The 16,862-nt window shown below is 70.2% G+C and carries 16 protein-coding genes; 8 read left to right on the plus strand and 8 right to left on the minus strand.

The features are described 5' to 3' along the window. Positions 1 to 50 precede the first annotated feature (50 nt). Both AB0B64_RS01535 and AB0B64_RS01540 read left to right on the plus strand, forming a co-directional pair. Positions 51 to 863 (plus strand): phytanoyl-CoA dioxygenase family protein, encoded by an 813-nt coding sequence (locus AB0B64_RS01535; protein ID WP_358173736.1) that lies wholly within the window; start codon positions 51 to 53, stop codon positions 861 to 863. Between the two features lie 174 nt (positions 864 to 1,037). Then, positions 1,038 to 2,000 carry a D-glycerate dehydrogenase gene (locus AB0B64_RS01540; protein WP_358173739.1) on the plus strand — a complete coding sequence of 321 codons (963 nt, stop codon included), beginning with the start codon at positions 1,038 to 1,040 and terminating at the stop codon, positions 1,998 to 2,000. 232 nt (positions 2,001 to 2,232) lie between these two features. Here the strand turns inward: AB0B64_RS01540 and AB0B64_RS01545 are convergent, their stop codons facing one another. Next, positions 2,233 to 3,207: an ice-binding family protein gene (locus tag AB0B64_RS01545; protein ID WP_358173741.1), complete on the minus strand. Its 975-nt coding sequence runs from the start codon at positions 3,205 to 3,207 to the stop codon at positions 2,233 to 2,235. 237 nt (positions 3,208 to 3,444) lie between these two features. Further along, entirely contained in the window at positions 3,445 to 3,777 is a 333-nt protein-coding gene (locus AB0B64_RS01550) for a hypothetical protein (protein WP_358174801.1), read from the minus strand. Positions 3,778 to 3,940: 163 nt separating this feature from the next. Between AB0B64_RS01550 and AB0B64_RS01555 the strand changes: the two genes are divergently transcribed. Further along, positions 3,941 to 4,381, plus strand: a complete 441-nt coding sequence (locus tag AB0B64_RS01555; RefSeq protein WP_358174774.1) for a L,D-transpeptidase — start codon at positions 3,941 to 3,943, stop codon at positions 4,379 to 4,381. An 11-nt stretch (positions 4,382 to 4,392) separates the two neighbouring features. On the opposite strand, the gene AB0B64_RS01560 is transcribed toward AB0B64_RS01555, so the two are convergent. Beyond that, positions 4,393 to 5,232: a universal stress protein gene (locus AB0B64_RS01560; protein ID WP_358173744.1), complete on the minus strand. Its 840-nt coding sequence runs from the start codon at positions 5,230 to 5,232 to the stop codon at positions 4,393 to 4,395. A 162-nt stretch (positions 5,233 to 5,394) separates the two neighbouring features. Here AB0B64_RS01560 and AB0B64_RS01565 point away from each other — a divergent pair, with 162 nt between their 5' ends. Both AB0B64_RS01565 and AB0B64_RS01570 read left to right on the plus strand, forming a co-directional pair. Beyond that, positions 5,395 to 5,949, plus strand: a complete 555-nt coding sequence (locus tag AB0B64_RS01565) for a hypothetical protein (protein WP_358173747.1) — start codon at positions 5,395 to 5,397, stop codon at positions 5,947 to 5,949. Between the two features lie 299 nt (positions 5,950 to 6,248). After that, the gene (locus AB0B64_RS01570) at positions 6,249 to 7,679 is read left to right on the plus strand and encodes a PepSY domain-containing protein (protein ID WP_358173750.1); all 1,431 of its coding nucleotides are present in this window, start codon (positions 6,249 to 6,251) and stop codon (positions 7,677 to 7,679) included. 51 nt (positions 7,680 to 7,730) lie between these two features. Here the strand turns inward: AB0B64_RS01570 and AB0B64_RS01575 are convergent, their stop codons facing one another. Further along, positions 7,731 to 9,770 carry a M14 family zinc carboxypeptidase gene (locus AB0B64_RS01575; protein ID WP_358173752.1) on the minus strand — a complete coding sequence of 680 codons (2,040 nt, stop codon included), beginning with the start codon at positions 9,768 to 9,770 and terminating at the stop codon, positions 7,731 to 7,733. 224 nt (positions 9,771 to 9,994) lie between these two features. Here AB0B64_RS01575 and AB0B64_RS01580 point away from each other — a divergent pair, with 224 nt between their 5' ends. Further along, complete coding sequence (locus AB0B64_RS01580) at positions 9,995 to 11,266, plus strand: alpha/beta hydrolase-fold protein (RefSeq protein ID WP_358173754.1); 1,272 nt, start codon at positions 9,995 to 9,997, stop codon at positions 11,264 to 11,266. A gap of 40 nt (positions 11,267 to 11,306) precedes the next feature. Here the strand turns inward: AB0B64_RS01580 and AB0B64_RS01585 are convergent, their stop codons facing one another. The 3 genes from AB0B64_RS01585 to AB0B64_RS01595 all read right to left on the minus strand — a co-directional run bounded on the left by AB0B64_RS01585 (position 11,307) and on the right by AB0B64_RS01595 (position 13,220). Beyond that, positions 11,307 to 11,639 carry a hypothetical protein gene (locus AB0B64_RS01585; protein ID WP_357952216.1) on the minus strand — a complete coding sequence of 111 codons (333 nt, stop codon included), beginning with the start codon at positions 11,637 to 11,639 and terminating at the stop codon, positions 11,307 to 11,309. 249 nt (positions 11,640 to 11,888) lie between these two features. Beyond that, positions 11,889 to 12,671, minus strand: coding sequence for a GAF and ANTAR domain-containing protein (locus AB0B64_RS01590; RefSeq protein WP_357952215.1), 783 nt, complete (start codon positions 12,669 to 12,671; stop codon positions 11,889 to 11,891). Positions 12,672 to 12,722: 51 nt separating this feature from the next. Further along, positions 12,723 to 13,220, minus strand: coding sequence for a DUF5994 family protein (locus tag AB0B64_RS01595; protein WP_357952214.1), 498 nt, complete (start codon positions 13,218 to 13,220; stop codon positions 12,723 to 12,725). 281 nt (positions 13,221 to 13,501) lie between these two features. Here AB0B64_RS01595 and AB0B64_RS01600 point away from each other — a divergent pair, with 281 nt between their 5' ends. Beyond that, positions 13,502 to 14,503 carry a LacI family DNA-binding transcriptional regulator gene (locus AB0B64_RS01600; protein ID WP_358173757.1) on the plus strand — a complete coding sequence of 334 codons (1,002 nt, stop codon included), beginning with the start codon at positions 13,502 to 13,504 and terminating at the stop codon, positions 14,501 to 14,503. Positions 14,504 to 14,553: 50 nt separating this feature from the next. Next, entirely contained in the window at positions 14,554 to 15,918 is a 1,365-nt protein-coding gene (locus AB0B64_RS01605; RefSeq protein ID WP_357952212.1) for a sulfatase-like hydrolase/transferase, read from the plus strand. 25 nt (positions 15,919 to 15,943) lie between these two features. Here the strand turns inward: AB0B64_RS01605 and AB0B64_RS01610 are convergent, their stop codons facing one another. After that, positions 15,944 to 16,861: a formylglycine-generating enzyme family protein gene (locus AB0B64_RS01610; RefSeq protein ID WP_357952211.1), complete on the minus strand. Its 918-nt coding sequence runs from the start codon at positions 16,859 to 16,861 to the stop codon at positions 15,944 to 15,946. Position 16,862 lies beyond the last annotated feature (1 nt).

Raw genomic sequence — 16,862 nt, forward strand, 5'->3', positions numbered from 1 at the left:
GCCGAAGAATCCGGATCGATGTCCATCGCTCCCGCGCACAGGAGAACATCGTGACCCAGGAAGCCGACCGCACTCTTCAGGACTCGACCCGCCTTCAGGACTCGACCCGCCTTCAGGACTACGACCGCGACGGCTACACGATCTTCCGGAACGTCATCGACTCCGATCTGATCGCCGAGGCCGGCGACCACGTCGCCTGGCTCCAGGCCAAGCACCCCGAACTGCTCGGCGAGGACCTGGGCACCGAACTGGTGGCCGACGACCCGTTCTGGGTGCGGCTGATCTCCGACGATCGGCTGCTGGACATCGCCGAGCTCTTTGTCGGCCCGGACCTCGCGCTGTTCGCCTCGCACTACATCAGCAAGCCGCCCTTCTCCGGCAAGGCGGTCCTCTGGCACCAGGACGGTGCCTACTGGCCGCTGGAGCCGATGCGGGTGATCACGCTCTGGCTGGCCGTCGACGAGTCCACGCCGGAGAACGGCTGCATGCGCGTGATCCCCGGTTCGCACAAGGAGGCCCTGCACGAGCTGCGGCAGCGCGACGACGTCGCCAACGTGCTCGGCTCGGAGAGCGCCGTGACGGTGGACGAGTCCCAGGCCGTGGACCTGGTGCTGTCACCCGGCGACGTGGAGGTGCACCACCCGAACATCCTGCACGCCTCCAGCGCCAACACCTCCCCCAAGCGCCGCTGCGGCCTGACCATCCGCTACATCCCGACCTCGACCCGGATCACCAGCGAGGAGCAGCCGTTCGTCTCGGCGCTGCTGCTGCGTGGCCAGCCGGGCGCGAATGTCTACCAGCCGTTCCCGAAGTACGTGGAAGGCGAGCACATGCCCTTCACCGGAGCCACCGAGCCACGCTGACCCGCCCTCTCTTCTCACCCGCCCGCTCGTCCCCCCGCCCCTGACTTCGTCAACCTCGTCCGCCCCGCCCTCTCCTCCCCCCGCCCCCTGACTTCGTCGACATCCAGGTGATCTATGTTGATGGAGGGATGTTGTCCGTGCTCAGGCCGGACCCCATCGGGAGGAGAGAGCAATATGCAGGCGACGGCGCCGATCGTGGTGGTCACCCGGCCGACATTGCCGGGCACGGGTCTCGAACGGCTCGGCCGCGTCGCCCAGCTACGCCAGTGGTCCGAGGTCACGCCGCCGCCGCCCGAGCGGCTGCGCGACCTCCTCACCGGCGCGGACGCGCTGCTGTGCCAGAACTCCGACCATGTCGACGCCGCGGTGCTCGAGGCGGGCGACCGGCTGCGGGTACTGGCCCTGCCGAGCGCGGGCTACGACGGCACCGACGTCGCCACCGCGCGGGAGCGCGGCATCGTGGTCACCAACACCCCGGGTGTCCTGCACGAGACCACCGCCGACACCGCCTTCGCCCTCATCCTGATGGCGCGGCGGCGGCTGGTCACCGCGGGTGACAGTCTCAGGAACGGCGGGTGGACCGGCAGCCGGCTGGACGCCTACCTCGGACTCGACGTGGCGGGGGCGACCCTGGGTCTCATCGGCTACGGCGAGATCGGGCAGGCCGTCGCCCGCCGGGCGATCGGGTTCGGCATGACCGTCCAGCACACCTTGTCCCGTAAACCCGATGACGAGCTCTCCCAGGCGGTTTCCCTGCCCAAGCTCCTGAGCACCAGCGATGTGGTGTCTCTGCACGTACCGCTCACCGATCAGACCCGCCGTCTCATCGGCGCGGACGAGCTCGCGATGATGAAACCCACCGCGACCCTCGTCAACACCGCCCGCGGCGGCGTCGTCGACGAGGCCGCGCTCCTCGCCGCCCTGCAGGCCGGGCGGCTCCATTCGGCCGGGCTGGACGTGTTCGACCGCGAGCCGCGCAACGGCGTCGGCGACCCGCTGATTCAGCACGAACGCGTGGCGGCCCTCCCGCACATCGGCTCGGCCACCGAGGCGACTCGGGCCCGGATGGTGGACCTCGCCGTGGACAACATCATCGCGGTCCTGAACGGCGAGCCACCCCTGACTCCCATCCCCTGACGCCCATCTTCGGACGTCCATCTCCGGACGCCCATCTCCGGATGCCCGTCCTCTGACGTCCGTCTTCTGAATGCCCGCCCCTCGACGCCCGTCCTCTGGCCCCGCGCGATGACTCTCTGCGCGACCGACCTCGGCGCTCACAGACGCCGACCGGCTGCGGCGATGTGCGGGATGGCCTCAGCGAGCTGGTCATCCCGCGCATCGCCCCGAAACAGGCAGCCGGACAGGATCGTCAGCCGGCCACACGCAGACGCGAGCCGACCGGGACGGGCTCGGGCGCCGGTTCGAGCCCGCAGTGGTGTCCGCAGTTGTGGCGGTCGCGGTGGTGATGATCACGGTGGTGATCGGGTGTGCTCGTCCTGGAGGTGGATGTCGCCGTCGGAGTGGACGTCGCGGTCGCCGTCGGAGTCGACGTCACCTTCGGAGTCGCAACCGTCTGAGGCGTCGCAACCGTCTTGGGCGTCGAAACCACCTTCGGCGGCGTAACCGTCTGAGGCGTCGAAACCACCTTCGGCGGCGTAACCGTCTGAGGCGTCGAAACCACCTTCGGCGGCGTAACCGTGTGGGGAGTCGAAACCGTCGGAGGCGTCGACACCGCCTTCGGAGGTGCGTCCACCTGGGGCGTAGAAACCACCTTCGGCGTCGGGGTCGGCTTCACCGGCTGGGCCGGGGTCGGCCGCTCTATCGGAGTCGGCACCGGCCGCACCGGCGGAGTCTCCGCACATGGCGGAAGGGCGGGCGGCGTGACCTGATGCGCCAGAGGGCAGTCGTCCGTGACGGCCGTCTCGGTCCCGGGCCTCCCCCGATCCTCATTGACCTCCTCTTCGACCTCCTCGTCCACCGGTACGGTCACGTCGGGCATGGCGCCGGTCGTCACCGTGTTGCCCACCTCCCAGAAGACGTTGCAGTCCTGAGCGCCGCCGACGAGTTCGACGTCGCTGTCCGGGCCGGTGAAGAACGCGGTGCCGATCTGGAAGATGAAGACGGCGTCGGGATCGCCCTGAGCGTCGAGGGTGACCGTGCCGGTCAGCTCGATCGAGGACGCGGCCGTGTAGACGCCGGGTTCGAGGGTCATGCCTTCGAGATCGCCCGAGATGCTGGTGGCCGGGCTATCGCAGACGTCCTCGTTTTGGTGGCAGGACCGCGGCTGGGCCGCCTTTGCGCCGGATGGCCATGTGGTCAGCAGAGCACCGGCGACGACGAGCACGAAGGCCCCCGCCAGCAGAGAGACCCATCGCGACCGGCGGGAAGCGCGACCAGAGATTACTTCCATGTAGTGAATCTTTTCTATAGGGGAGCGCGCTGGATACAACCGGCTTCCACCCGCGCAGCGAGGTGAAACGGCAAGCAACTCGGCATGATATTCGGGGAGATCAACGACCACGCACAATCGACCGGTAAAGGCGCGACAAAGCCTCTGCCACTTATCAACCAAGACCCGAGATCACCCGATAAAACGACTTATCCCAATTCTCGGCCCAAGACGCTCAAGGCTCCTCCGTAAACTGCCCTTGCTCACCCCGGAAATAGTGGAGGCCGCCTTGCGCGATCGCATGGAACTGGACAGGAACAGCAATGCGCGGCCGATCGCGTGGAGCACGGCATTGGCCGCCATGACCCTGGCCGCGGCCTGCGGAACGACCGCCCCGCCACCGGCCGCCGCGCCCCACGCCGCCCCGATCCAGCAGATCGCGCCGCTGCCGGTGTCGGCCGCGCAACGGGCTCGGCTGACGCGCTCCACGACGTACACGAGATTGCGCGGCGCGCCGAAAGACACTGCTCCTTTCGAGCCGGGGAATGGGCACCTGACGCATCCCACGCGACCACAGGTGGTTTATGCCAGCCCCGGCGGCGCACCGGTGGGGATATTGCCGACCACTTCAGTGGGCGGCCCCGTATGGGTGCCCATAGTGGAAGAGCAGCCGGGATGGGTACGCGTTATGCTGCCGAGCCGCCCGAATCTGTCGACGGGCTGGATTTATACCGCTGGCGGCGGATTGCGGAATGCCTACAGCCCTTATTACGTACGCATCGATTTGGCCGCTCATCAACTCACGGTGTTCAAGTCCGATCGCAGTCTGGGCACGTGGAAAGTCGCCACCGGCGCCCCGTCGACCCCCACGCCAACGGGACGGACGTTCCTGCTCGCCTCGCTGACTCCTGAGGACGCGACGTACAGCCCGCGCATGCTCGCGCTGGGCTCGCATTCCGCCGTCCTCCAGACTTTCGACGGCGGCCCCGGCACGATCGGGCTGCACGGCTGGCCGGACGAGAGCGTGTTCGGGCAGGAGGTCAGTCACGGCTGCGTCCGTGTCCCGGCCGCCGCCCTGCGCGTCCTGGCACATGTCCCGCTGGGCAGCGCGGTCGTCATCAACCCATGAATGCTCGAAACTCAACCTGGGTCGTCCTGCCGGTTCCGGACCACGGCGAGCGGGCACGGGGAGTGGTGCAACATGGCCTGGCTGACCGAGCCCATGACCATGCCGGCGAACGCGCCGTGCCCGTGCGAGCCGACCACGAGCAGGTCGGCGCCCTCAGCGGCCTGACGCAGCACCTCCACGGGGTGACCGTGCACGGCCTCCTCGATCAATTCGACATCGGGATGGTCCTGACGGTGTCCGGCCAGCGCCTCGCGCAGGATGAGCCGCCCGTCCCGCTCATCCTCCTCGCTCGTGGGCTGGAACCCGCTCCAGGCATGTACGGCCCGCAGGGTCACACCCCGCAACTCCGCCTCGGAGAAGGCGAAGTCCAGCACCCGACGGCGGGTCCGCGGCGAGCCGTCCACCCCGGCCACCAGCTCGCCACGAGGAAGGGACGGCAGCTGCCGCACGACGACCACGTCGCAGGGCGCGTGCCCGGCCACCCCGTACGCCACGGACCCCACCAGCAGCCCGCGCACTCCCCCGAGCCCGTGGCTGCCGATGACCAGCAGCTCGGCCTCCTTCGCGGCCCCGATCAGGGCGGCTCGGGGATCGCCGGGCAGGAGCATCGTCCTGATGTTGATCTTCGGGTGTTCGCCGCGCGCCCGGTCCTCGGCCGCGGCCAGCGCCATCTCGCCCCCGTCGCGCATCCACTTGGCCACGGCGGCATAGTGGCCGGACGCCGTCTCGCAGGCCCATCCCGGCATGGCGTGCACCACGGTCAATGGCACCTCGCGCAGCGCGGCCTCCCTGGCGGCCCACCCGACGGCCTCGAGCCCCGCCCGCGAGCCGTCCACCCCGGCAATGATCATGATCTGCCCCCGTCCGACGTCCCCTTCCCCGACACCCCTACCCGGCGAGCCGAAGTTTCCGCAGGTCAATCCGATGGAGCCCACGGGACCACCGCCCATTACGGCGCGATCGAACCGAGACACCCGCTGGGCCGTATCTGCACATGTGAGCGGTGATCGCGCGTGAGCGCCGATCGGAACGAGCCCGCCGGACGTGTCGTGCGCGCGGCGGTGTTCGCGGTCGTCTGCGTGTACGCCGCGCTGGGCATGCACGTGCTGGCCGGTGGCACCGGCGCCGGGCTGGGGATCGTCGCCACCGCCACCGCCGTGACCGGCGCGGGGGCGTACGTCCTCGCGCGCCGGCGGCGGAGCTTGGGAACGCTGCTCGTCGCCTCCTTCGCCGCGCAGTACGGCATGCACCATCTCTTCGGTCCCGGCCCCGGCCTTCCGCTGACGGGACACCACCTCGGCGGACTGTCCGCCGGGGTCGGGATGCTGCTGGCGCACGTGCTGGTCGCCACGGTGTCCGCCTGGTGGCTGGAGCGCGGTGAGACGGCGCTGGCCACACTGCTGTTCCTGCTGGCCTGCTCGCTCCGCGACCTGTGGCGCCCGCTGACCGACCTGCTCGTGCCGACCTCGACGCCGCGCCGCGTGGCGCCGGTAGTGGAGGTCACGCCGGGGATGCCCACCACCCAGGTACTGACCTGGGAGCTGTGCCGCCGGGGGCCGCCTCAGTAGGCGACGCCTGCTGAAGCCGACCATTTACCGGCACCGTGTGCCGCCGGGACCGACCGCATGCATCGCCGTCCTCGTACCCGGAAGCCGCACGTCCGGTCCATCATGACCGCACGACGATCATGGCCTTCGCGGCCCGATCGCGCCGTACGCCCCGATCGCGCATCGAAGCCCCGACCGTGCCTTGCGCCCGATCGTGCATCGAAGCCCCGATCGCGCCTTGAAGACCCGATCGGCCGGTCATGACCGCCCCCGCTGTTCGCGCGCCCCGAGACGGGCGCGTCTCCGGAATGGAGAACCCCATGACCTCTGTCGAGGTACGGCCGCCGACCGTCCAGCCCACCCCGGCCCTGTCGTCCCAGCGCTATCGCATCATCTGGCGCTGGCATTTCTACGCCGGGCTGTTCGTCGCCCCCGTTCTGCTCATCCTCGCCATAACCGGGTCGATCTACCTGTTCAAGGAGCCGTTCGAGGAGTGGCACTACGCCGACGTCCGCACGCTCGCCGCGCCGGTAACTACCGCGAAGCCCCTGTCGGAGCAGATCGCCGCCGCCCGGCAGGCGCGGCCCGGCGCGGCCGTCATGTCGGTCATCCCGCCCACCGCCCCGGACCGGACCACCCGGGTCATCCTCCAGGGCGCCGACACCGGCCCCTTCGCTCAGGGCGTCTCGGTCTACGTCGATCCGGCCACAGCCCGCGTGGTGGGGCAGATCGACGACGGCACCACCTTCATGCGTGTCATACGCACCATTCACGGTGAGCTGATGGCGGGCACCATCGGCGACCGGGTCGTCGAGATCGCCGCGTGCTGGGCGCTGATCCTCATCGCCACCGGCACGTACCTGTGGTGGAGCGGGCGACGTACACATAAGCGGGCCAAGCGGTCGGGCCGCGGCCGGCTGCGCCGCCTGCACACCCTCACCGGAGTCGGCGCCGGGGCGGTGGTCGTCTTCCTCGTCCTGTCCGGCCTGCCCTGGTCGGGCGTGTGGGGCGATGGCCTGCAGCGCATCCAGGACAGTACGGGCTCGACCACCCCCAGCGCGGACTCCTTCCCCAAGACCTCGACGCTGTCCGGAGACCTGTCCACCAACCCCGACGTCAAGGTGCCCTGGTCCGCCGAACGACTCCCCGTACCGCAGTCCGGAGGTCACGCCGCGCACGAAACGGCCGGCGGCGTGCTGCAACCGGGTGCGGTGCCCATCGAGCGGGCCCTGGCCGCCGCCCGTCCGGTCCTGCGCGACTGCCAGCCAGCCGAATGCGACGTCAAGGTCCTCCTCCCCAAGGACGCGAAGGGCGTGTACACCGTCGTGACCGACAACCGCCGTGACCCGGCCGCCGCGCAGACGCTCCACGTCGACCAGTACAGCGGCCGGGTGCTCGTCTCCTACGGCTGGGCCGAGTACGGCATCATGGCCAAAGCCGTCGAACAGGGCATCGCCCTGCACGAGGGCCGCCGCTACGGCACCGTCAACCTGCTCGTCATGCTCGCCGCCTGCCTGTCCCTGATCACGCTCGTGGTCACCGGCGCGTGGATGTGGTGGAAGCGCCGCCCGCGCGGGCGAGCCGGTGCGCCCGCCCGCGCCACCAACAGGCGCAGCGCGTACGGAGTGATCGCCGTCATGGCGGTGCTCGGCCTGCTGTTCCCGCTGGCGGGGGTCACTATGGCGGTCGTGCTGCTGCTCGACTGGCTGGTGCTCCGGCGGATACCGGGGGTGGCGCGGGTGATCGGCTGACACTCCGGCACGCCCGGCCGCCGCTGCGGCCGGGCCGGCGAGACGTGCCCGTCACGGCTCCCGATAGTCGGCGGCGACCCCGATCAGCGAGATGAGGCCGGAGGCGAACTCCATCGCCTCCGCGTGCCCCTCGCTGAACGGCGGCTGGAACCCCACTCCCTCCCATCTCTGTGTCGTGGGGTTCCACAGGTCGCTGCCGACCTCGAAGTCCCATCCGAAGACGCCGTGGTCGTACCAGAGCTCGTCCGCGGAGTTGCCCGCCGCCGAATAGAGCACGTCGGTCACCGGCCCGGTCTGCTGCGGCCAGGTGACCGTGCCGCGTTCGGCGGCGATGGCCTGCTCGATGGTGCGGGCCGAACGCAGGAAGTACGCCTCCTGCCGGGGTGTGGGCCGGGTCAGGGTGACGCGGCCGTCGAGTTTGTAGGCGCCCGGCGGCCACATGAAATAGCCGCCGTAGCTGTGGACGTTCATCGCGAACTTGATGTTGCGATACCGCTGCGCCAGCCAGATGAGGTTGCGGCTCTCGGGCTCGGAGTGCTCGGCGGGCCCGGCGTACGTACCGCTCTGGCAGCCGGCCGAGGCGCCGAAGTATCCGTCCGACAGCGAGCCCACGGCGTAGTTGCGGTTGACGTCCACTCCCCAGGTGTTGCGGAGCGCCGGGTCGGACTGCTGGGCGGGGCAGTGGTTGGTCATGTTCTTACGCTGGGAGTTGAAGTCGTAGAAGCTGTAGTTCGCGCCGTCGGGGTTGACCGTGGGCACGATGAAGATGTCGGTGCGCTTCAGCAGCTCCCGCGTCGCCGCGTCGCGCGCGTAGTTGCGCAGCAGCCGCTCGGCCGCCTCGATGGTGACCAGCGGCCCCACCCATTCCCTGGCGTGTTCCTGCGCGTAGGCGAGCACTCCGGTGCGCGAGCCGTCCCTGTGCACGCCGACGCGCAGGGCCAGCACTCGCCACGGCGCGCGGGGGACGTCGGCCGGGGCCTTGAGGAAGTCGCTCAGCTGGGTGAGCGGGGCGGGCGCCATGACGCCGAGTCCCGCGTCGGTGCGGTAGGTCGTGGCCTTGACGGCGATGCCCGGCGTCGCGTTGATCGCCGCGACCACCTGGGCGGCGGTGCTGGTGGACGTGCCGGAGCCGTCGGTGGCCAGACTTACGGTGATCTGCTTGCCGTTCACCGTCACCTGCAACTGCCGGTCGGGGGCGCCGGGGGTGACGAGCTCGATGGCCAGGTCGTTGCCGCCCTCGGAGCCGTAGGCGTTCGAGGTGACCACGACGGCGGCGCCGGGCGGGGTGCCGATCAGGGCCTGGGCGTTGCGCCGGTAGCCGTTGGTCGGGTTCGGCAGCGTGATGATGTCGGTGAGCTTGGGGAAGCGCCGGTGCAGCGCCTTGACCCGCTCGTTGAGCTGGGTCGGCGGCATGTACTGGCTGACGAAGTCCTTCTCGTAGCCGGGACCCTGGCGGTCGGGCCGCTCCCCGTCGGGCCACTCCTGGACCCGCGCGTCCGCCCTGCCACCGGCCGCCGACGTGACTGTGACCCACTGCGGCCGGTTCTCCGCCGGCACGGGGGTGCTGAGCTGGTGGCCCAGGTACGCTCCCGCGTCGACGTACGGCACCATCGGCACCTGACCGCCCGAACCGCCCTTGCCCGTCCAGCTCACGCTGAGCGTGGCCGCCGCCCCCGCGCTGCTGGACGCCTCGACCGACAGGAAGTACCCGTCGCGGCTCTTGAACCACACCGCCCGCTCAATGACCAGCTGATCCGGCGCCGCGGTGCCCTTCGGCGTCGCCCGGGAGCTGGGCGGCGTGCCGGGCGCCAGGGTCGCGCCGAGCGCGGCGAGCGCCGTCAGCTGGCTCGGCGTGACGACCGCGTCGACCTGGACGCTGCCGTCCGCCTGTGGGCGTACCCGCTCGGTGAGGTCCGCCCCCGAGGCCCTCAGCCGCTCCATCGTGGCCTGGTCCGGCACGGAGAGCGTGACCAGCGAGGCCGGCTCCGGGTCGGACGGCCCGGCGACCGCCGGGACGGATTGCCCCGAGGTCAGGAACGTCGTGAGAAGAACGATCGCCAGAACGACTGCGGACGCCCGTAAGCCACGCATCGGCTCCTCCTGGATCACCGGTATGGAGATCAGTGAAAGCCGACATGACAAAACTGGCAAGACCCACTCGAAAGCCGCAATACGCCAGGCGACCTACCGCAGGAGTTGTACGCGGCCCCGGCCCACAAGGCGAAGGTTGACCACTTTCTCCACCCGGCGGTTGACGCGGAAATCGGCACCGCTTTGTACCTTGATGCCCGGTTTCTCACTTGGAGGAGGAAGCGATGCGAAGTTCCCCACGGTGGTTATCGCGCGCATTGACCGGACTGCTGATGATCGCCGGAGCGGTTGTGGTCCCGGCCGGCGTGGCGCGGGCGCAGACCTGCTCGACGACCCTGCCCCACCCCGACAACTACGGCATCACCTGCGTGAGCGTGGACCGGCATCTCCAGGACAACGGGTCCGAGCTGCGGGACATCACCATGACCTCCACGGCGATCTTCCAGGCGTCCGGCGGCACTCCGGCGATCGACCCGCTGGCCCGTCCGATCACCGTACGGATCTACCTGCCCAAGGACTACGACCCGGCCAGGAGCACCCGCTACCGCTCGCTCTACCTGCTCAACGGCGGCGGGGACAACTACGACGAATGGACGACGAAGACCGATCTGGTCTCCCTGGTGGACCAGGCGGGGGCCTATGACGGCATCGTGGTGATGCCGACCGGGGGGATGACCGGCTGGTACAGCGACTGGGTCGGCCGCACTGACGGATATTTCGCGCCCAAGTGGGAGACGTACCACATCTCCCAGCTCATCCCCTGGATCGACGCCAACTTCAACACCATCGCCAACCGATCCGGGCGCGGGCTGGCCGGGATCTCGATGGGCGGCTTCGGCACGCTCAAGTACGCCGCCGCGCACCCCGACGTGTTCTCCGTCATCGGCGCCTTCTCCCCGGGCATCGACCTGCGGGGCATGCCCGCCCAGCGGACGATCTCCGACTCCATGTGGGCGTCCGGCGCGGCGATCATGCCACTGACGGACTGGGGGGCGTTCAGGGTCAACAAATACGAGAACGGCGTCCTGGTGCTCGACCAGGACAAGCAGCGGCGCTACCGGCTGGAGAGCCTGTTCGGGCCGTACACGAGCACCGTCTTCAACGGCAAGACGGTCGACGACTGGCCGTCCGTCAACCCGGCCGAGCTGGTGACACAGGGCAAGTACGCGCCCTACAGCGGCCGGTTCGGCCTGTACGCGGGCGGCTGCAAGGAGTTGCCGGGCGCTCCCGGCAATCCCCAGTACGCCGACGGCAACCACCCAGCGCCGAAGACGTGCGCCTACGACAGCAAGGCCCATGATGACGCCTTGTCGGTCGACGAGACCATCCTCGGCTCGTACGCGAGCGACTTCGACAAGACGCTGACCAGTCTGGGAGTGAACCACCGCTACTGCTACGGCACCGGCGGCCACGACTGGAACTCCTGGCCTGACGACCTGGTCGACTTCCTCCAGTACGCCTACGGCACGGCCCCGGCCTACTGCCCCAACGCATGACCGAGCGGCCTCGCACGGTGCGCCGGTGCCTGAGCGGCGCTCAGCTGCCCGTTGCCTCGGCGAGGCCGCCGTGCGTGCCCCCATCGAGGAGATGTGCCCCGGCATCGTGCAAGGTGATGCCGAAGCGCGCGCTGCCGGCGGGCATCCGGTCGTTGTCCGCTTTGTCGGCGCTGGTCGCTTTGAAGCGGGTCTCGCGGGTCGGGCCATCACCGACGAGGTGGCCGCGCAGGTGGCCGGCGCGGTTGTACACGGCCCAGCGGCCCGCGGCCACCTGCGGCATCGAAGCCGGGTTGTCCTTGAGCCACTGGGCGTTGGCCGCGTGCTCGGCCCGCTCGTCGGCCTCGGTGGTCGGGGCGGACTCCATCGTGGTCAAGTCTTCGGTTGTGCGAGGACTACGCATCTTGCGTCCCGCTCTCAGGATTGTGGCTGACGTCCCCCGATACATCGGGGGAACACTCGGTGCCTGGGCCCATGCTACCGGTGTACAGGACCTGTCGCCGACCTGGGACTTCAGGGGCTCCCGTATTCCACCCCCGATCCGGCAGTTCGGCGACGCGGTCACCTTCTCCAGCGACACGGGCGGAACCACCGTCCGGTTACCGGGCTGACGCCTCGCCGGGTGTCACGGCGTCGGGTCAGCGTCCTCGGCTGAGGGGGCGGGAGGGAAGGGCATGAGGCCGGGGTCGGCGGCACGGGCGACCACCTCACGCGCGAGTTCGGTCAGGTGGCGGCTGTGGTCGCGAGCGTGTCGGCGCAGCACGGCGAAGGACTGCTCCATCGGCAGCGTGTAACGCTCGCTGAGCATACCCTTGGCCTGTTCGATTACCACCCGGCTGTCGAGCGCGTGCTGCAACTGCTCGGACAGGACCTGGCCTTCCCGGATGGCGCGCTCCTGGAGCAGCCCGATGGTGGCGATGTCGGCCAGGGCCTGGGCGAGCGCGACGGTGGGGGCCGGCATTTCGCCGGGCTCGTGGCGAAACAGGTTCATCGCGCCGATCACCTGGTTGCGCAGCCGCATGGGCAGCGCGTCGACCGCGCGAAACCCGTTGACGCCGGCCTGCTCGGCGAAGCGGGGCCAGCGCCGCATGGGCTCCGCCGTAGCCAGGTCGGCGCAGTGCACGGACCGACCGGTGGCGAAACAGTCCAGACAGGGACCCTGGTCGGTCTGGAGCTGGAACAGCTCCAGCAGCCGGCTCTGCTCACTGGAGGCGCCCACCAACCGCAACTTCTCACCGGGGGCGGCGAACAGCAGCCCGGCGGCATCGACGCCGAGAAGTCGCACGCACTGCTCGGACAGGCCGTGCATGAAGTCGATGACGTCGAACCCGGTTACCAGCGTGTCGGCCAGGGTGATGAACGCCTGGGCGACCTGCAACGTCGGGCCGTGAGACGGGGGGAGGTCCACGTCCAGCAGCCTACGCCCCCGCCGCCCCGGCGCTCGGGTTGGAACTACCGGCTACGGGATCGGCGGACCGGCCGCTTGGTCGGCGATGTGCCCACCCTCGTTCTCCCAGCCGTCCGAGGCTTCCTGGCCCGCCCGCCGGGCACTGCGGGTGGCGGGCAGGCGGGCGATGGTGAGGAGGTCGACCGGCCACAATCCGCTCGTGTCCTGAGCGCCGAGCTTGAGCGCGGCCTCAGCGGGCCCGCTCGCGGTGTCCGGTGGGATGACCAGCAGAACGATCGGCTCGGCACCCGCGAGGATCAACGTGACCACCTGAGGGTCGGTGTTGTGGAACCAGCCGACCTTGATCTGGCGCCCGGGTGCCGGGATACGACGCGGGATGTGGTCCCACGCCTCCTTGCGCACGCCGACCCGCAACGTGGTCCGGTCGAGCCGCTGATCGACGGCGGCGATGAGCCCTGGCAGCTCTGCGGCCGCGTCACGGGAGTGGGGCCACCACGCCCCGTCCACCACGGATCGCCGGCTCAGAACGGGATTCAGGCTGAGCCGCACTTCGGAGCCGATGGCAGGAGCCGCGGAAGCGACAGCGCTCAGCGGCTTGAGATGAGTAAGAACTGACGCCTTCATGGTCGCCTGACCTGTCCGGCCCAACATGAGGAGGCCGACAATCGCGGATCGCCGTGGGCGACGCCGACCTGAGTGTCAACGCACGAAATGTCCTCGGTACCTGAATTCTACCTCACCGGCAAAGAGCGTCCGAACGACAGAAGGTTGATCCGATCAGGAGGGTTAGAGTAGAGCCCGCTGATGTTAATCGTTTAACATCAGCACACATGAGACCCACAGCACGACAGGTGGCCGAGCTGGCGCAGGTGTCGGTGGCGACCGTGTCCTATGTGCTCAGCGGCCGGGACCGGCCCGTCGCCGCCGAGACGAGACAGCGGGTGCTCGACGCGGCCAGGCAGCTCGGCTACACGCCCGACCAGGCCGCCAGGAGCCTGCGCAAGCGCCGGACCCAGCGGGTCTGCCTGGTTCAGGGCTCGCTCGGCGGGGTGCCCACCGACGAGCGGCTGGCCAGGGACCTCCACGAGATGGCCGACGTACACGGCTACTCCGTGATCACGCTCGCCGTCTACTCCGAGGCTCGCGCGCGGGCCGCGGCCGACGTGCTGCGGAGCGGGATCGCCGACGGCGCGCTGGTCAATCTGGCCGGCGAGCACCTCACCCACGACCTGCTGGCCGAGATCGCCGCCGGCGGTCTGCCGATGGTCGTGGTCCGCAACGAGAGCGTGCCGGACGGCTGCGACGTCGTACGGACACCGGAGACCGAGGTCAGCGCCGAGGCGATCGAGCATCTGCTGGCCGAGGGCCGCACGCGCATCGCCTTCATGGCGCACCGCCACGAGCTCTACCGCGACCACCCGACCGGCAGGCTGCTGGGCTACACGACGGCCCTCGACCGGCATGGCGTCGAGCGGCGGATCATCGTCTCCGGCGCGGACGACCGCGTGGCGGCCTACCACTCAGCCACCGAGCTCCTGCGCTCCCCCGACCGGCCCGACGCGATCTTCGCGGCGTCGGACCGGGCCGCGATCAGCGTGCTCTCCGCCGCCAGGGACATCGGGCTGAGCGTGCCGGGCGACGTCGCGGTGATCGGGGTCGGCAACATCGACGAGGGGCTCATCAGCAACCCGCAGTTGAGCACCGTCGGCCCGCTCAGACACGACTACACCGACGTCGTACGCCTGCTCTTCGACCGCCTCCAGGCCGACGGGCCCCTGCCCGCCCGCGAAGTGGTCCGCCCGTGGACATTCCTGCGACGCGGCTCTTCCTGACAGCCCTTCCCAACAGCCTCTCCCAACGGCCCTTCGACAGGAGCTCTTCCTTGCGCCCGAACGTGATCGTCGTCTTCACCGACCAGCAGCGGTGGGACACCGTGGGTCCCTTCACCCCGAACCTCGACCGGATGGCCCGGCACGGCACGCAGGCCACGGTCGCGCTGACCCCGCAACCGGTGTGCGCGCCCGCCCGCGCGGCCCTGCAGACGGGCCGCTACCCGACCACGACCGGGGTCTACCGCAACGGCCGCGCCCTGCCCGCCGAGGAGCGCACCCTGGCGCACCACTTCGGCGCCGCCGGATACGCCACCGGCTACATCGGCAAGTGGCACCTGGCCGCCACCGAGCCGGTGCCCGAGGAACTACGCGGCGGCTACGGGTCGTGGCTGGCGGCCAACGCGCTGGAGCACACCTCCGACGCCTACCGCACGATCGTGTACGACGAGGCGAACGACCCCGTCTTCCTGCCCGGTTACCGCTCCGACGCGCTGGTCGACGCGGCCGTCCGGTTCGTCGCCGACCACCACGACGAGCCCTTCTTCCTCTTCCTGTCCTTCCTGGAGCCGCACCACCAGAACGAGGTGGACAACTACCCGGCCCCCGACGGCTACGAGGAGCGCTACCAGGGCCGCTGGACGCCGCCGGACCTGACCGCGCTGGGCGGCACGGCCGCCCGGCACCTGGGCGGCTACCTGGGCCAGGTCAAGCGCCTGGACGAGGGGCTGGGCCGGCTGCTCGACGCGCTGCGGAGCATGGACCTGCTCGACGACACGATCGTCGCCTACACCTCCGACCACGGCAACCACTTCAAGACCCGCAACGGCGAGTACAAACGGTCCTGCCACGACGCGTCGCTGCGGGTGCCACTGGCCGTGCGCGGGCCGGGGTTCGACGGGGGCGGCGCGATCTCCCGGCCGGTCAGCGTCATCGACCTGCCGCCCACGCTGCTGGACGCGGCCGGGCTGCCCGTGCCGGAGAACATGCAGGGCCGCTCGTTCCTGCCGCTGCTCAGCGACGCCCGCGCCCCCTGGCCGGACGAGGTGTTCTTCCAGGTGAGCGAATCGGAAGTGGGGCGCGGCATCCGTACCTCGCGGTGGAAGTACTACGCCGTCGCCGAGGACGCCGACCCGGTGGCCAGCCCCGCCTCCGCCCACTACCGCGAGCAGGCCCTGTACGACCTGGACAGCGACCCGCACGAGCTGGTCAACCTGGCGGGGCATCGGTCCCATCTGGAGGTGGCGGCCGGGCTGCGCGCGCGGCTGCTGTGGCGGATCGTGGCGGCGGGCGAGGCCGAGCCGGTCATCGAGCCGGCCGTCGAGGTCGAGGCCCGGGACCAGGCGCTGACCGACCCGGCCGTGCGGCTGCGCGGCCCGAAACCGGTCAGGTTCGGCCACCAGCCGGCGGTCTCATAGCCCCACGGTCAGCTTTCCGGCGGCCTCATGGCGCCACGGTCCGGAACCCGGCGTTGGCCATCGAGGAATCGGGCGTGTTCGAGGACCGCGCCGCGTTGCGGTAGCGGTTGCAGTAGGAGTCGTGGCACAGGAAGGAGCCGCCGCGCAGCACCCGCGTCGTGCCACGGAGCGGGCCGCGCGGGTCGGCCGACGGGGAGTAGGCGTAGTAGTCGGGGGCGTACCAGTCCGAACACCACTCCCAGACGTTGCCGACCGTCTGCCAGAGCCCGTACGCGTTGGGCTCGAACGTGCGGACCGGAGCCGTGGTCAGGTAGCCGTCGGCCAGCGTGTTCCGGGTGGGGAAGACGCCCTGCCAGATGTTCACCCGCCACTCGTCCTCGGGCAGGTCGTCGCCCCACGGGTAGCGTGCGCCCTCGAGGCCGCCACGGGAGGCGTACTCCCATTCGGCCTCGGTCGGCAGGCGCCGGCCGGCCCACGAGCAGTAGGCGAGGGCGTCGTTCCAGCTCACATGGACCACGGGGTGGTCGGCCTCCGCCGATGACAGGGCGCCGCCGGGGTGCCGCCAGTCGGCGCCGTGGACGCCGACCCACCAGGGGGTGCCGGGGACGGGGTTCATCACGTCTTCCGGGCGGGCCTGCAGCGCCAGGTGGAAGACGGCGGAGAAGCCGTACTCCTCGGCCTCCGTCCGGTAGCCGGTCGCCTCCGCGAAGGCGGCGAAGTCGGCCGTCGTCACGCAGGTCGCGTCGATCGAGAACGGCGCCAGGACCACCGGGTGGACGGGCGTCTCACCGTCGCCCCGGTTGCCGTCGCCGGTGGCGTCGCCCATCCGGAACTCGCCGCCGGGCAGGTCCACCTGCTCGATCGCGTGCGTGCCCTGTGCCGCGAACCGGGTCGGCTCCAGGGGTGTGGCCGGCGTCGCGGGTGTGCAGCAGCTGCCCGACATG

Source organism: Nonomuraea sp. NPDC049129 (genome assembly GCF_040648495.1).
Lineage (GTDB): Bacteria > Actinomycetota > Actinomycetes > Streptosporangiales > Streptosporangiaceae > Nonomuraea.

Bases quoted from the DNA above. Each gene is read 5' to 3' on its own strand.
- AB0B64_RS01560 (WP_358173744.1), bottom strand. From the start codon at position 5,232: ATGATCATTGCCGGGGTGGACGGCTCGCGGGCGGGGCTCGAGGCCGTC.
- AB0B64_RS01580 (WP_358173754.1), top strand. From the start codon at position 9,995: ATGCGAAGTTCCCCACGGTGGTTATCGCGCGCATTGACCGGACTGCTG.
- AB0B64_RS01600 (WP_358173757.1), top strand. From the start codon at position 13,502: ATGAGACCCACAGCACGACAGGTGGCCGAGCTGGCGCAGGTGTCGGTG.
- AB0B64_RS01570 (WP_358173750.1), top strand. From the start codon at position 6,249: ATGACCTCTGTCGAGGTACGGCCGCCGACCGTCCAGCCCACCCCGGCC.
- AB0B64_RS01610 (WP_357952211.1), bottom strand. From the start codon at position 16,861: ATGTCGGGCAGCTGCTGCACACCCGCGACGCCGGCCACACCCCTGGAG.
- AB0B64_RS01575 (WP_358173752.1), bottom strand. From the start codon at position 9,770: ATGCGTGGCTTACGGGCGTCCGCAGTCGTTCTGGCGATCGTTCTTCTC.
- AB0B64_RS01555 (WP_358174774.1), top strand. From the start codon at position 3,941: ATGCTGCCGAGCCGCCCGAATCTGTCGACGGGCTGGATTTATACCGCT.
- AB0B64_RS01540 (WP_358173739.1), top strand. From the start codon at position 1,038: ATGCAGGCGACGGCGCCGATCGTGGTGGTCACCCGGCCGACATTGCCG.